The sequence below is a fragment of the Paenibacillus praedii genome (genome assembly GCF_049725345.1).
In the GTDB taxonomy this organism is placed as follows: domain Bacteria; phylum Bacillota; class Bacilli; order Paenibacillales; family Paenibacillaceae; genus Pristimantibacillus.
On record NZ_JBMWAM010000013.1, the window covers coordinates 73516 to 88327 of the forward strand.

Below are 14812 nucleotides of genomic sequence, written 5' to 3' on the forward strand. Positions count from 1 at the left end.
AGGAGATTTTTATGGCTAAGCGGCTAGCCACAGAGTATGTAAATGCCAAACTGCAATTGACGAATGAAGAGATGGCTAAGTTTATCCGGATGTTTGAAGAGCAGCAATTACGCCTTGAGGTGTTGGTGCTTGATAATGGAAATCAGGAGCTTGTTCTCGAAGACGTGGCAGGGATGGAAGAAGTCCGACTGACCTTTGAACGTCAACAGAATTATTATGTATGCGTACTTACTTGCCGTTTTGTTGGGCTAAGGCTGACTAATGCCATGCGCAAAGCAGTATCTGCATTTCGTGGCAGTGCGATCGTCAACCGAATCTACAGTCATTATACGATGATCTATCATTATATGAACGGTTCCGTTATCAAAATTGTTGAAAGCTCCAAGACAGGCGATCGAGTTGTGTTCGAATTCAAGGATACGCTGGGTCAACTGGAGCGAGTGTTCCGCAGTCGACTGATTGAACGTGAAATTGGTTTAATAAACAACGCAGTAAATGAGCTGCTTGATCTTCGCAATCAGACCAAGGATGCGAAGGAGATTTACAGAATTGACGAGCGCTTGACAGAGCTGACAAGTAAGCTGTTTGTGCTTGAGGCATAAAAAAGTTTAACAAGGAGGCCGCTTTCGCGGCTTCTTTTTTTTAGAGAAGAATGATTTGGCTTATCACGGGATTAGCATTTCCATCATAAATTGAAAACGGAGTGAATAAGCCGGTGCCAATTCAACCCTTGTGAAAAAAAAGTGTTGCAATTATCCACGATAGATGTTATTTTTATTCTCGTTGAAAAGAATAATAGGAACCAGGATTCACTCAGGACATAGTTATGTTGCGAGAGATTAATCCCTCGAGAAGTGAATGACGTAGGTCCTAGCGGATGAAATTTTTTAAACATTTTATTCCTAGGAAGGGGGAACCGAAAGATGGAATACTCAACTTTCGGAAGACACGTTGCTGTTGATACTTGGGGAGTAGACTTTGATCTACTGAACAGCGCTGAATTTTTGCAATCACACATGGTAGAGGCTGCTGAAGCTTGTGGTGCTACTGTATTGTCAGTTCAAGCGAAACAATTCGAACCTCAAGGAGCAACTGTACTCGTGCTGCTGTCGGAGAGTCACCTCTCGATTCATACGTATCCTGAGAGAGGCTTCGCTGCGCTGGACTGCTACACCTGCGGTGAAACTGTAGATCCTCAGCTTGCGATCGACTACATGCTCGCTGTACTGAAGCCAAAAGCAACTTACGCGAAGAAGCTTGTACGCGGAATGGGCGAATTGCAAGTGGAAGAACCGAAGATGAAACAAACAGAGCTCGTTTAAGAGCTTTAAATTAATCGTTAATAAAGAAATAACCATGGATGGAATCCATGGTTATTTCTTTATATGAATAGGGAATAATGAGTCTATATTTTTCAAATATTATTCATAAATGAACATTATCTGAATGTCGAACTGTGCTATACTTACGATAACATCAACGGTTGATACACAGTAGAAAAGGAGGCAGGTGACCGCGCATGCACATTATCGCAGTAGGACTGAATTATCGAACGGCTCCCGTAGAAGTGAGAGAGCAATTTGCGTTCGCGGATCGGGATTTGCCGGAAGCGCTAAGACAGCTCATTCAGACACAAAGTATAATGGAATGTGTCATTGTAGCGACCTGCAATCGTACGGAGCTTTACGCAGTGGTAGACAGACATCATCTATGCGGCCACTACATTCGCAGCTTTATGGAGAAGTGGTTTAAATTGCCTAGAGAGCAATTTACGAACCATTTATATATGTATGAGGATGACAAAGCTATTGAGCACTTATTCCGTGTTACGAGCGGACTTGACTCCATGGTTATTGGCGAGACTCAAATTTTAGGACAAGTGAAAAGCGCATTTCAGCTGGCACAGCAGCAGAAGACGACCGGTACTGTATTTAACATGCTGTTTAAACAAGCTGTTACGATGGCGAAGCGGGCTCATACCGAGACGACGATCGGTGAATCGGCCGTTTCCGTCAGCTATGCCGCAGTTGAGCTTGGGAAACGGATTTTTGGACAGTTCAACAAGAAGTCAGTGATGGTCATCGGTGCTGGCGAGACGAGTGAGCTTACAGCAAAGCACCTTTATGCGAACGGCGCTGAGCGAGTCATCGTTGTGAATCGGACCTATGAGCGGGCAGCGAAGCTTGCGGACAAGTTTAACGGCACAGCCTGGTCGATGGAGGAAGCTGCCGAGAAGCTGCATGAAGCAGATATTATTATAAGCTCAACTGGCTCAGATGGATTTGTATTTACCCGCCAGCAGGTTGCAAGCGCGATGCAGCGCCGTAAAGCGAAGCCGCTATTTATGATTGATATTGCGGTGCCAAGGGACCTGGATCCATCAATTGCAGCGGTAGATAACGTGTTCTTGTACGATATTGATGATCTGGAGGGCATTGTGGAGAGTAATCTGGAGCATCGCCGTCAAGAGGCAACCAAAATCGAAGCGATGATCAGCGAAGAGTTGGAGCTGTTCGAGCAGTGGTACAAGACGCTAGGCGTCGTTCCACTCATTAGAGCTTTGCAGACGAAAGCAGCAGACATTCATGAGGAAACGATGAATAGTCTGACCAATAAGCTGCCCGGCCTTGAAGAGCAAGAGCTCAAGGTTATCCGTAAGCTAACCAAAAGCATCGTCAACCAAATGATGCAGGATCCGATTTTGCGTATAAAAGAGATGGCCGGCGAGAAGCGGGCTGACGAAGCGATGGACATGTTCGTCAAGCTTTTTGCGCTGGAGGACGAGCTCGCCAAATCGCGTCAAGCTGAGCTTGATGCGGAAGCTGACACTGTTGTTGCAGCCCAAAAGAAAAGCGTTCAAACCCATGCAGCTGCGGTGGTACTAGCACCTATTACAAGATAGAGGGCCGCAATGTGGAGGAACTATGGTGACGCAAACCTGGTTATATGATGCGATACTTTATATTTACGCCCTGAGTCTACTGTTTTACTTCTCCGACTTCATGAATGCAAGTCGGAAAGCGAAGCGGATAGGTACAGGGCTGCTTATTTTTGTTTGGGTATTACAGACTGGCTATTTGTTTTCTCGTGTCGTGTTTCATTTGCAAATGACGGTTGTGACGCCGTTCGAGTATTGGCTAGGCTTTTCCTGGCTCATGGTAACCATCTCGCTAGTCATCAGCCGGTTTATTAAAATTGATTTTATCGTCTTTTTTGTCAATGTCGTTGGTTTTGCTGTACTGGCTTTGAATTTATATAGTAATCATGGCAATGGCGAGTCCTTCGCTTTATGGGAAACGACGAGAGAGCTGCTATATATTCATATTAGCCTTGTGTTATGTGCATATGTAGCACTTACGATCGGGGCATTGTTTGCAGGTATGTATTTATTTCTTCATAATGAGCTGAAACGGAAACGGTGGTCCACCTTTGTGCGCAGATTGCCGAGCCTGGACTTGATCGAGCGATATGGCGATCGGGCTGTTATTATCGGCGTTCCACTGCTGGCGATGTCGCTGGCACTTGCAGTCACCTCCTTGCTTGTGGAAGGACGTGCCATGTTGCTTCTGGATTGGAAGGTGCTTTCATCGTTTGCGACATTAATTATGTATATTATTTATGTGTATCAGAGGGCAATGCTTAAACGGCCTGGCCTGCAGCTTGCGAGGTTATATATCTTTGCATACGGAATGCTGCTTTTGAATTTATTAGCTAATTATTTTTCTTCGTTTCACTGATCGATTGCTGCGAGAAGTGGGGGTGCGGAAATGAATGGTTATTATCCGGTCGTTCTTCAGCTTCGCGGCAAGCGCTGCGTCGTGATTGGGGGCGGGGCTGTTGCAGAGCGCAAGCTGTTAGGTCTGCTTGATGCAGGCGCAGATGACGTTGTCCTAATTAGTCCTACTGTTACTTCAGTAATCGAAAGGCTTGCAGCTGAAGGGAAAATCAATCTGGAACGCCGGGAATACAGGGAGAACGATGCGCGCGAAGCTTGGCTTCTATTTGCTGGTACGAATGATAAACGCGTAAATGCGGCGATTGCGGCTGATGGAGAGCGCATGGGCATTTTAGTTAATGCCGCGGATGAGACAAGCCACAGCTCCTTCATTTCGCCGTCTGTTGTGCGGAGGGGAGACTTGCTGCTTGCGGTTACCGCATGCGGAGCGAGTCCTGCTTTGTCGCTGCAGATTAAGCAGGAGCTGGCGAAGCAATATGGACCTCGCTATGAAGAGATAACGTCTCTCTTGCGAAAGCTGCGCGAGCGGGTTTTAGGGACACTGCTGGATGAGCAGGTGCGGCAGGCTGTACTCAAGCTTGCTGCAGAAGAAATCGTTCAAAGCAATCGGATGAATTTCAACATCGATGAGTGGCTGCAGAGCTTGCTTCATCGAATAGATAGGGGGCATACATAATGGGAGCAATAAATAAGGGACAACGGGTTATCGTCGTAGGCACAAGACAAAGCGCGCTTGCTTTGACGCAGACGGGACAAGTCATTGATGAATTGAAGCGAATATGTGAGAAGCATGGCTTCGATTATACGTTTGAAATAAAGAAGATTGTGACAAAGGGTGACCGTATTCTCGATGTGACGTTGTCTAAGGTGGGCGGAAAAGGCCTCTTTATTAAGGAAATTGAGCAAGCGTTAATCGACGGTGATATTGATCTTGCTGTTCACAGCATGAAGGATATGCCCTACCAGCTGCCGGAAGGGTTAATGAACGGCGCAACGCCAAAGCGTGTTGACCCTAGAGACTGCTTGGTTATTCGTGAAGGCAGCAGCTTGGCAGATCTGAAGGTGGGCGCTCGCGTAGGCACAAGCAGCCTGCGCCGCTCGAGTCAACTGAAAAATGCGAGACCGGATCTTCAGCTGGAGTCGATTCGCGGCAATATTGATTCCCGTATTCGCAAGCTGGAGACGGAAGGCTTCGACGCGATCGTCCTTGCTGCAGCAGGAATGACCCGCATGGGCTGGAAGGAACGGATATCTTCTTACGTGCCGGTAGACGTATGCTTGCCTGCCGTTGGTCAAGGTGCGCTTGGCATCGAATGCAGAGAAAATGATGAACAAGTAAGGGAACTGCTAGCCTTATTCAATGATGCGGAATCCGAGCTGACGGTTCGGGCAGAAAGAAGCTTTCTCGGTGCTCTTAATGGCGGCTGCCAGGTTCCGATTGGCGCTTATTGTGTAATGGGCGGAGCGGAAGAAGGCAGGGAAGGCGAGCGTATGCTTGTTATGACAGGTATGGTTGGTTCACCGGACGGTGCAACGCTGCTTAAGGAAGTGAAGCAGGGAACAGATCCTGAGCAGCTTGGCCGAGATGTTGCTGCTGCGCTAATCGCTCGCGGTGCGGACCGCATTTTAGCGGAAATTGGGGGATGACGGGTTTGGAAAAGGGGAAGGTTTATTTAGTCGGAGCGGGTCCGGGCGATCCGAAACTTATTACAGTTCGGGGCCTTGAATGCTTAAAGGACTGTGATGTGGTCGTCTATGATCGCTTGGCAAGCCCTAGATTGCTTCGTCATCTGAAGCCTGGAACGGAGCGGATTTATGTAGGGAAGCTGCCGGATCGCCATACGATGAAGCAGGAGGATATTAATCAGCTGCTCGTTGATTTAGCCCTTCAAGGCAAGAACGTCACTCGTTTAAAAGGCGGAGATCCAACGATATTTGGCCGAGTAGGAGAAGAAGCCGAGCTTCTTTACGATAATGGAATCGAATTTGAGATTGTTCCCGGCATTACGTCGGCGATTGCCGTCCCCGCCTATGCGGGTATTCCCGTAACACATCGAGATCTGGCCTCTTCTTTGTCCATTATTACCGGCCATGAAAGTCCGGATAAGCTGGATCGTTCGATTCATTGGGATAAAGTAACGAATGCAACGGGAACGCTAATATTTCTAATGGGTGTATCCAAAATCGGATATATAGCCGATCAGCTAATGAAGCATGGCAAGCCGCCTGGAACCCCGGTAGCGCTTATACGCTGGGGCACAAGGGTCGAGCAGCGTACGGTGGTCGGAACGCTTGAAACGATTGAAACGATTGTAAGGGAAGCGAATTTCCAGCCGCCTGCCGTTATTGTAGTTGGCGAGGTGGTGCTTCAGCGTGAGAAGCTTGCATGGTACGAGAAGAAGCCGTTATTCGGAACGCGCATCCTTGTGACGCGGGCAAGAGCGCAGGCGAGTGACCTTGCGGATCAAATCGAAGCGCTTGGCGGCGAGCCTTGCGAGTTTCCTGTTATCGAGACTAGAGAGCCCTCGGATGAAGCGGTGCTCCATGCTCTGCAGGCGGCGCTTCAGGACGCAGAGCGTTACCAATGGCTTATGTTCACGAGCGTAAATGGCGTCGATTATTTTTTTCAGTGGCTTCGGAAATTCCAAATCGATATAAGAAAATTTCATGCGGCAAAAATTGCAGCTGTCGGACCGAAGACAGCAGAGGCGCTGACGATGCGGGGACTTACCGTTCAGGAGCTGCCGGTGAAGTTCCATGCAGAAGGGCTGCTTGAGCAGCTCGAATCGGAGCTGAAGGAAGGCGAACTGGTGCTGCTGCCTCGTGGTGACTTAGCCAGAGAGGTACTGCCGCGTGAACTGAAGGCAAAGGGGCTTATCCCAACCGAAATTGATGTCTATGAGACGGTGCTCGCTGAAGGACAGGATGAGTTGGCGCTGGAATGGCTGCGTGAGAAAGAAATTCATATGATTACTTTTACAAGTTCATCTACGGTTACGAATCTTCTGGAGTTATTAAAGCGCAGCGGGATAGCCGATCCGGTGGAGCTGCTGTCCGATATTCCGATTGCGAGTATGGGGCCTATAACGTCCAAAACCATCGCTGATGCAGGTCTTCAGGTGACGATTGAGGCGGAGGCTTCCACGCTGGATGGTTTAGTGAAGGCCATTCTGAATTATCAATATACAAAAAAACAAGCTATGCAGGAAGGATGAACAAGCGATGAGCTTTCCAACAGTAAGAAATCGCAGATTGCGCAGAACTGCTGCGCTGAGAAACTTGGTAAGGGAAACGGTGCTGAGCGCGAATGATTTTATTTATCCTATATTTGTTACCTATGGCGAGAACATAAAAAACGAGATTCCTTCCATGCCGGGCGTTTATCATTTCTCGATGGATCGGCTGCAGGAGGAAATTCAGGACGTGGTTGCGGCGGGAATTCAATCCGTGCTCTTGTTCGGCATTCCTGAGCATAAGGATGCGATCGGGACTTCCGCTTACGATGCGAATGGAATCGTGCAGCAGGCCATCAGAGCGGTAAAGGAATGGGCGCCTGAGCTTGTCGTTATTGCAGACACTTGTCTTTGCCAATTTACCGATCACGGTCATTGCGGCATCGTGCATGTTCATGAAGCGACGGGAACGGCGGAGGTGGACAACGACTCTACGCTCGATCTGCTCGTTCAGACGGCGGTGTCACAGGCCGAGGCTGGCGCTGACATTATTGCACCGTCAAATATGATGGACGGCTTCGTGCTTGCGATCCGTCAAGGCTTGGATGATGCGGGCTACAGCGATATTCCGATTTTGTCCTATTCCGTAAAATATGCTTCCTCTTATTATGGGCCGTTTCGTGATGCGGCGCATTCCACACCGCAATTCGGAGACCGGAAGACGTATCAGATGGATCCTGCCAATGTGCGCGAGGCTTTGCGGGAAGCAGAGTCGGATATTGCAGAGGGTGCGGATATGCTGATGGTAAAGCCGGCTCTTGCGTATCTTGATATCATTAAGTTGCTTAAGGATCAATATAATTTGCCGGTGGCTGCTTACAATGTCAGTGCGGAGTATTCGATGGTTAAGGCTGCCGCAGGGAATGGCTGGATCGATGAACGTGCCGTCGTGCTCGAAACGTTGACCGGCATGAAGCGCGCAGGAGCGGATCTGATCATTACTTATCATGCGAAGGATGCAGCTCGCTGGTTGCGAGGGGAGGGGTAAGCGGATGAGTGATCAAACGAATCGAAGAAATGACGAGCGCTCGGTTGCAGCATTTGCGAGAGCCAAAAAAGTGATTCCGGGCGGCGTTAACAGTCCGGTACGGGCCTTTAAATCGGTTGGCTTGAACCCTGTATATATGGAACGCGGAGAAGGAAGCCGTATTTATGATATCGACGGTAACAGCTACATTGATTATATCGCTTCTTGGGGTCCATTAATTATGGGCCATGCTCATCCTGAGGTTATTGAGGCAATTAAGCGGACGGCGGAGAAAGGAACGAGCTTCGGCGCTCCGACAGAGCTGGAGACGCTTATGGCTGAGCTTGTCTGTGAGCGGGTTCCTTCGGTTGACGTCGTGAGGATGGTCAATTCTGGTACGGAAGCAACGATGAGCGCATTGCGGCTTGCTCGCGGGTATACGAAGCGGAATAAGATCTTGAAATTTGAAGGCTCTTATCATGGACATGCGGATAGTCTATTGATTAAAGCGGGTTCCGGCGTGGCAACGCTAGGGTTGCCCGACAGTCCTGGGGTGCCGGAACACGTTGCGGCGAATACGATTACGGTTCCTTACAATGATATCGAATCCGTGAAGGTGGCATTCGAGAAGTTTGGCGAGGAAATTGCATGTATCATTGTTGAGCCGGTAGCCGGAAATATGGGCGTTGTACCTCCTCTTCCAGGCTTTCTGCAGGGGCTGAGGGATGTGGCAACGCAGTACGGCAGTGTCCTCATATTTGATGAGGTGATGACAGGGTTTCGAGTCAGCTACAGCTGCGCGCAGGGTTTGTATGGCATAACGCCGGATTTGACCTGCTTTGGTAAAGTCATTGGCGGAGGGTTGCCGGTCGGCGCTTACGGAGGGAAGCGTGAGCTCATGGACATGATCGCCCCGAGCGGTCCAATCTATCAAGCGGGCACGCTTTCAGGCAATCCACTCGCGATGGCAGCAGGCTATACGACGTTAAAGCTGCTTACGCACGAGGTTTACGAACACTTGGAGCGTCAAGCGGTCAGATTGCAGCTAGGCTTCGAAGCGAATGCTCGCAAGCACGGAATTGCAAGCACCATCAATCGTGTAGGCTCCATGGTTTGTCCGTTTTTCACTGAAACATTTGTCATCAATTACGATACGGCGAAAACATCCAATATTGAGCTGTTCAAGGCTTATTTTGCGTCGATGCTTGATCTGGGCGTCAGTATCGCTCCTTCTCAATTTGAGGGGATGTTCGTTTCTGCCGTGCATTCCAATGATGATATAGATGCTACCATTGCGGCGCACGATCAAGCGCTTGCTCGTTTATAGGATCGCCGCATGATAAACAAAGGGCAAGCGCAGCGAAATGGACAGTGGCTTGAGCTCGATTGGACGGCGTTAGAGGATCCATCCATTTCAGACAAGAATCAGTCTTTTAAACATATCAATCCGGCAGAATTGCCGGAGCTTGCGCAGCCGAGGGCCGGCAGTCATCCGCATTCGGTGCGGCAGTGGCTGCTGGCCCGTTCGTTATTTCCGCCCAAATGGATTAACCGGCTTTTTTCGATAGGGGGAATGAGGTGGAACGGCGATAAGCTGCAGCTGCTGGCCTTTTCGCCTGTCGAGCCGCAAAGCGATTCATTGTACCGGAAAGCGCTGCTTCCCAAGGTCACGGAGGCTCCGGACGTGTTATATGAGGACGATTTCTGCATCGTATTCCATAAGCCTGCAGGCATGCCAGTGCATGAATCAGTACCAGGGCAGAGAGGGACATTGGATGAGGCGGCTGCCAGACATATGCTTAAGCAAGACGATCCGCTGACGGTTCGCCATATTCACCGGCTGGACGATGACACCTCGGGTCCCGTGCTTTATGCCAAAAATGATTTGGCGCAGTGGCAGTTAGACGAGGCGATGCGCCGCAAAGCCATCGACAGACATTATATCGCGGTGGTGCAAGGCCGAGTATCAAAGGCTGCTGCTACGATAAGCCTGCCGATCGGCAAGGACAGACATCATCGGGCAAGGAGACGGGTAACCGAAGGCGGGGAGCAGGCGGTTACGCATTACGAGGTTGTGGAATCAAGCGCCAAGGCAACCATCGTAAGAGTAAAGCTTGAGACCGGTCGTACACATCAAATCCGAGTTCATATGAGCCATATCGGCCACCCTCTTGTAGGGGATACGTTGTATGGCGGCGACACACGGCTGCTGTCCCATCAGGCACTCCATGGCGAGCGGCTGCTGTCCCATCAGGCACTCCATGGCGAGCGGCTGCTGTTTCCTCACCCTTGGACGGAAGTCATTGTCGATACAGCTGCACCATGGCCGAAATGGCTTGAACAGCTGTCGGAAAACATGCGCAGCCGATCAAAATGATAGGCATGCTCCTGCCTATCCTCCCATATAGATAAGTAGTGAATGTAACGTTAGCCCAAGCATTCAGTATGAGAAGGGAGGATTTCGATGTGTCGGATCAAACGAACGGACTACGTTTTGATGTGTATGAACGCGTCCATTTGCCCGATGATGTAGCGGCAATTGAGGAGCTGGAGGAGATCGAGCTTGTTCCCCGCATTCAAGTGATCGATCAGGGGGATCATGCGGTATTAAAGGGGCAGTTGCATTTGAGCGGGGTCTATAGAGGTCAAAATGAAGCAGACGCTCCGTTTGCGCTCGAGCATTGGATACCCGTAGAGATAACGCTTCCGATGAATCGGATCGCACGGCTGGATGACATTTCGATTGAGATCGATAATTTTGACGTTGATTTATTATCAACCCGCACGTTAAATATTACCGGTGTGCTTTCTTTGCGCGGCATTACTGCTCAGCCTGTGGAGGAGCTGGAGGAGGTCTGGCGTGAAGAGCCATTTACCGTTGTGCATCAACGAGAAGCCTCAGAGGAACAGCCGATTGAGGCATTGAACATTCCGCTTTATGCTGAGCAGCCGTACATAGCGGAGCAGACCTATGCGGGTACCGAAGAAGAGCTTCATAAGGGGCGGCAGCCAGTATTAGAAGAATCGGAGGATGCAACAGTCACGATTTCTTCAGCACCTACGGATAATGTCTGGTCATCCTCGCAACTGTTCACTGTGAACGCGCAGCCATCCGAACAGGAAGAAAACAACGAAGAGGCGGAGCGTGAAATATCGTTAGCGTCTCAGCAAACTAGTGACGATGGATGGCTTGCAGCCTCGTCCGCGTTCGCAAAGCCAACGCCGCCTGAGACACAACCTCAGCAGTCTGAGCTCATCGCAGATCAGGGCAGGATGGAGCTCGAACCCGATCCTCAGCAGGAATTACAGCTTGCGGAAGCTGAATGGATACAGGAGTCTGAAACTGAGCCGGAGCGAGAGCAAGAGCAAGAGCAAGAGCAAGAGCAAGAGCAAGAGCTGGAGAAGCAGGAGCTGCGAATCGCGTTATCCGGCAAGCGGCCCGAGGAGAATGGAGCAGCGGGGTCGGATGTTGGTATTCTTACACTGCTTCAGTCAAGCAGGCGTGAGCAGGCGGCACGCGAAGCGGCTGAGGAGATCGTTGCGCAGGAGCAGGCAGCCGAGGAGGCTCGGACTGGGGCGTCGGGTGATGAGATTGAATGGAAAAATTTATTTTTAGGAAAACGTGACGAAGAGCGGGAATTCCGTAAAATCCGTATGTGCATCGTACAAAGGGATGAAACGCTTGATGTCATCGCTACCCGTTACAGCTTGAATCCGCGAGAGATTTTAATATATAACCGTTTGGATGAGTCTGCGGTATCCGAAGGGCAACTGCTGTATATTCCATAGCGTCATCCTAATAAAGCAGCCCCTATTGCTTGCGATAATAAGTAATAGGGGTATTTGTTATGTCGGTCAGGTTGACTCTGCCGTGGAACAAGGGTATGATTAAACATATATATGTGTTATAACGACGTTGAAGGGGAATAGTACGCAGCGAAGCCTTAAGAGAGTGGAACCGTTACGCTGAGAGGTTCTGCAGGACGTGACTGCTACGGGTCGCCCCCCGAGTTGCCTGAACCAAGCGGGTGCAGCATGTGCTCCGATTAAGTCAGGCCGGCCGCAGCCGTTATCTGTTCGAGTGTCGCGCGGATAGATTTCGCGTGGAACAAAGGTGGTACCACGGAAGCTAAACCTTTCGTCCTTTATGATAAGGGCGGAAGGTTTTTTTGTTATTTAAGATTGATGTTGTGGAGGATGGAATGAATGTCAGAAAATCAGACGACAATGGCGATGCCGACGACTTATGATCCGAAGGCTGCCGAGCAGAAATGGTACGATTACTGGATGCAGGGCAAATATTTCGAAGCAGGCAAACGCAAGAACGCGCAGCCGTATACAATTGTCATTCCGCCGCCAAATGTAACAGGTATGCTCCACATCGGGCATGCGCTTGATTTTACGCTGCAGGATATTTTGATTCGAACGAAACGGATGCAAGGCTATGATGCGCTTTGGCTGCCCGGAACAGACCATGCCGGCATCGCGACGCAAACGAAGGTTGAGCAGAAGCTGCGGGAGCAGGGCGTATCTCGTCATGATTTGGGACGCGAAGCATTTCTTGAGAAAGTATGGGAGTGGAAGGACCAATACGCCAATACGATTCGTGAGCAGTGGGCGAAGATGGGACTTTCACTCGATTATTCGAGAGAACGGTTTACGCTGGATGAAGGGCTCTCAAAAGCCGTTCGCGAGGTGTTCGTTCGTCTATATGAGAAGGGCCTTATTTACCGCGGCAAAAAAATCATTAACTGGGATCCGGCTGCGCGTACGGCGCTCTCGGACATTGAGGTTGAGTACAAAGAGCTGAACGGTCATCTGTATCATTTGCAGTATCCGCTAAAGGATGGGACGGGCTTCATAACCGTTGCAACAACTCGTCCGGAGACGATGCTGGGCGATACGGCCGTTGCGGTTCATCCAGAGGATGAGCGTTATAAGCATTTGATCGGCCAAATGATCGTGCTTCCGATCCTCGGCCGCGAGATTCCAATTATCGCCGATGAATATGTGGATAAGGATTTTGGCTCCGGAGCTGTTAAAATTACGCCTGCGCATGATCCAAATGACTTTGAGGTAGGCGAGCGTCACAGCCTTCCGCAAGTTATCGTCATGGATGAAACGGGCACAATGAATTCGGAAGCTGGTCCTTATCAAGGCATGGATCGCGCGGATTGCCGCAAGCAGATCGTAAAGGATTTGCAGGAGCTGGGCGTCTGCGTTCGTATTGAGGATCACGTGCATCAGGTTGGACACAGCGAGCGCAGCGGCGCGGTTGTAGAGCCGTATCTGTCCACGCAATGGTTCGTTGCGATGAAGCCTTTGGCAGAAGCGGCTATTGCAGCGCAGAAGGCCGGCAAAGGCGTTAATTTCGTGCCGGAACGCTTCGAAAAAATTTATCTCAACTGGATCGAGAACGTACGCGACTGGTGTATTTCGCGCCAGCTATGGTGGGGTCATCGCATACCGGCTTGGTATGACGATGAAACCGGCGAATTGCATGTTTCACGCGAGGACATGAAGGGCGATCATCTTCGTCAGGATAACGACGTGCTCGATACGTGGTTCAGCTCCGCATTGTGGCCTTTCTCGACGCTTGGCTGGCCGGACCAGACGGAAGACTTGAAGCGCTATTACCCGACGGATGTCCTTGTAACGGGTTACGACATTATTTATTTCTGGGTGGCCCGTATGATCTTTACAGCGCTTGAGTTTACGGAGGAAGCTCCATTCAAGGATGTATTGATGCATGGTCTCGTTCGCGATGCGGAAGGACGCAAAATGTCTAAGTCGCTGGGCAACGGCGTCGATCCGCTTGAGGTGATCGAGCAATACGGAGCAGATGCGATGCGCTATATGATTTCGACTAGCAGCACGCCTGGTCAGGATCTTCGCTTCCGTTTTGAAAAGGTCGAGCAGGCGCGCAACTTCGCCAACAAGATTTGGAACGCTTCGCGTTTCGCGCTTATGAATCTGGAAGGCGTAGAAGCGAAGGATATCGATATTACCGTAAAATTAGGTACAGCGGATCGTTGGATTTTGCATCGACTTAATGAAACGGTACGCGATGTAACCCGGTTGATCGACAGCTACGAGTTCGGAGAAACAGGACGATTGTTATATAACTTTATTTGGGATGATCTGTGCGACTGGTATATTGAGTTCGCGAAGCTTAGTCTTTATGGTACGGATGAGGCAGCGAAGAAAGCATCGCAATCGGTGCTTGCTTATGTGCTTGACCGGACGCAGCGTCTGATACACCCATTCATGCCTTATATCAGCGAAGAGATTTGGCAGCATCTTCCTCATACGGGCGAGACGATTACGCTGGCGGAATGGCCGGTCTATGAAGCTGCGCTCGAAGCTCCGGATGCGGTTAAAGAAATGGAGCTGCTTATGGACATGATTCGCTCGGTACGTAATATTCGCGCGGAAGTGAACGTTCCCATGAGCAAAAAGATTGAATTGCTAATTAAGCCTGCTGGAGAAGCGGAGGCTGCTATACTGGCACGCAATGAAGAGTTCATCAAGCGCTTCTGCGGCACCTCACTTCTGGAGACGGGGCTGCACATCAGTGCGCCTGACAAAGCGATGGCGGCAATTGTAACGGGAGCTGAGCTTTACCTTCCGCTCGCGGGACTGATCGATATCGCTCAGGAAATTGCACGTCTCGAAAAGGAGCATCAGCATCTGAGTGCAGAGGTTGAGCGGGTTGAGAGAAAGCTCAGCAATGAGGGCTTTGTAGCTAAAGCACCAGCTAAAGTTATTGAAGAGGAACGCAGCAAGATGAACGATTATGCGGACAAACGTGAAAAGGTGCTTGCTAGAATCGCCGAATTGCGTGGATAAAGCAGCGGATACGGAAGAAGGTGCGAT

At 50.0% G+C, this 14812-nt stretch carries 12 protein-coding genes and 1 other annotated feature; all 12 genes read left to right on the top strand.

Annotated features, from left to right (window positions below; genetic code table 11):
• Positions 1-11 precede the first annotated feature (11 nt).
• The 12 genes from ACO9K6_RS13655 (at position 12) to ACO9K6_RS13710 (ending at position 14785) form a co-directional block, all read left to right on the top strand.
• Positions 12-602, top strand: a complete 591-nt coding sequence (locus tag ACO9K6_RS13655) for a non-ribosomal peptide synthetase module (protein WP_424768117.1) — start codon at positions 12-14, stop codon at positions 600-602.
• Positions 603-923: 321 nt separating this feature from the next.
• Complete coding sequence (gene speD, locus ACO9K6_RS13660; RefSeq protein ID WP_114382364.1) at positions 924-1322, top strand: adenosylmethionine decarboxylase; 399 nt, start codon at positions 924-926, stop codon at positions 1320-1322.
• A 197-nt stretch (positions 1323-1519) separates the two neighbouring features.
• Positions 1520-2902 carry a glutamyl-tRNA reductase gene (hemA, locus tag ACO9K6_RS13665; RefSeq protein WP_424768118.1) on the top strand — a complete coding sequence of 461 codons (1383 nt, stop codon included), beginning with the start codon at positions 1520-1522 and terminating at the stop codon, positions 2900-2902.
• 22 nt (positions 2903-2924) lie between these two features.
• Entirely contained in the window at positions 2925-3737 is an 813-nt protein-coding gene (ccsA, locus tag ACO9K6_RS13670) for a cytochrome c biogenesis protein CcsA (protein ID WP_424768119.1), read from the top strand.
• Between the two features lie 30 nt (positions 3738-3767).
• Positions 3768-4412, top strand: coding sequence for a precorrin-2 dehydrogenase/sirohydrochlorin ferrochelatase family protein (locus tag ACO9K6_RS13675; RefSeq protein WP_424768120.1), 645 nt, complete (start codon positions 3768-3770; stop codon positions 4410-4412).
• Complete coding sequence (gene hemC / locus ACO9K6_RS13680) at positions 4412-5383, top strand: hydroxymethylbilane synthase (RefSeq protein ID WP_424768121.1); 972 nt, start codon at positions 4412-4414, stop codon at positions 5381-5383. Before ACO9K6_RS13675 ends, hemC begins: the two co-directional genes overlap by 1 nt.
• Positions 5384-5388: 5 nt before the next feature.
• Positions 5389-6951 carry a uroporphyrinogen-III C-methyltransferase gene (gene cobA, locus ACO9K6_RS13685; RefSeq protein ID WP_424768122.1) on the top strand — a complete coding sequence of 521 codons (1563 nt, stop codon included), beginning with the start codon at positions 5389-5391 and terminating at the stop codon, positions 6949-6951.
• 7 nt (positions 6952-6958) lie between these two features.
• Positions 6959-7957 carry a porphobilinogen synthase gene (gene hemB, locus ACO9K6_RS13690; RefSeq protein WP_424768123.1) on the top strand — a complete coding sequence of 333 codons (999 nt, stop codon included), beginning with the start codon at positions 6959-6961 and terminating at the stop codon, positions 7955-7957.
• Positions 7958-7961: 4 nt separating this feature from the next.
• The gene (gene hemL / locus ACO9K6_RS13695) at positions 7962-9263 is read left to right on the top strand and encodes a glutamate-1-semialdehyde 2,1-aminomutase (RefSeq protein WP_424768124.1); all 1302 of its coding nucleotides are present in this window, start codon (positions 7962-7964) and stop codon (positions 9261-9263) included.
• A gap of 9 nt (positions 9264-9272) precedes the next feature.
• Positions 9273-10313: an RluA family pseudouridine synthase gene (locus tag ACO9K6_RS13700; RefSeq protein ID WP_424768125.1), complete on the top strand. Its 1041-nt coding sequence runs from the start codon at positions 9273-9275 to the stop codon at positions 10311-10313.
• Between the two features lie 89 nt (positions 10314-10402).
• Positions 10403-11725 carry a LysM peptidoglycan-binding domain-containing protein gene (locus ACO9K6_RS13705; RefSeq protein WP_424768126.1) on the top strand — a complete coding sequence of 441 codons (1323 nt, stop codon included), beginning with the start codon at positions 10403-10405 and terminating at the stop codon, positions 11723-11725.
• 118 nt (positions 11726-11843) lie between these two features.
• Positions 11844-12085: a binding site (T-box leader), on the top strand.
• Between the two features lie 57 nt (positions 12086-12142).
• Entirely contained in the window at positions 12143-14785 is a 2643-nt protein-coding gene (locus ACO9K6_RS13710) for a valine--tRNA ligase (RefSeq protein WP_424768127.1), read from the top strand.
• The last annotated feature ends 27 nt before the right edge of the window (positions 14786-14812 follow it).

What these genes read in the sequence shown, in the direction of transcription:
- ccsA (WP_424768119.1), top strand. Translation starts at nt 2,925, where the DNA reads ATGGTGACGCAAACCTGGTTATATGATGCGATACTTTATATTTACGCC.
- ACO9K6_RS13710 (WP_424768127.1), top strand. Translation starts at nt 12,143, where the DNA reads ATGTCAGAAAATCAGACGACAATGGCGATGCCGACGACTTATGATCCG.
- ACO9K6_RS13675 (WP_424768120.1), top strand. Translation starts at nt 3,768, where the DNA reads ATGAATGGTTATTATCCGGTCGTTCTTCAGCTTCGCGGCAAGCGCTGC.
- speD (WP_114382364.1), top strand. Translation starts at nt 924, where the DNA reads ATGGAATACTCAACTTTCGGAAGACACGTTGCTGTTGATACTTGGGGA.
- hemA (WP_424768118.1), top strand. Translation starts at nt 1,520, where the DNA reads ATGCACATTATCGCAGTAGGACTGAATTATCGAACGGCTCCCGTAGAA.
- hemB (WP_424768123.1), top strand. Translation starts at nt 6,959, where the DNA reads ATGAGCTTTCCAACAGTAAGAAATCGCAGATTGCGCAGAACTGCTGCG.
- ACO9K6_RS13655 (WP_424768117.1), top strand. Translation starts at nt 12, where the DNA reads ATGGCTAAGCGGCTAGCCACAGAGTATGTAAATGCCAAACTGCAATTG.
- ACO9K6_RS13700 (WP_424768125.1), top strand. Translation starts at nt 9,273, where the DNA reads ATGATAAACAAAGGGCAAGCGCAGCGAAATGGACAGTGGCTTGAGCTC.
- hemL (WP_424768124.1), top strand. Translation starts at nt 7,962, where the DNA reads ATGAGTGATCAAACGAATCGAAGAAATGACGAGCGCTCGGTTGCAGCA.
- hemC (WP_424768121.1), top strand. Translation starts at nt 4,412, where the DNA reads ATGGGAGCAATAAATAAGGGACAACGGGTTATCGTCGTAGGCACAAGA.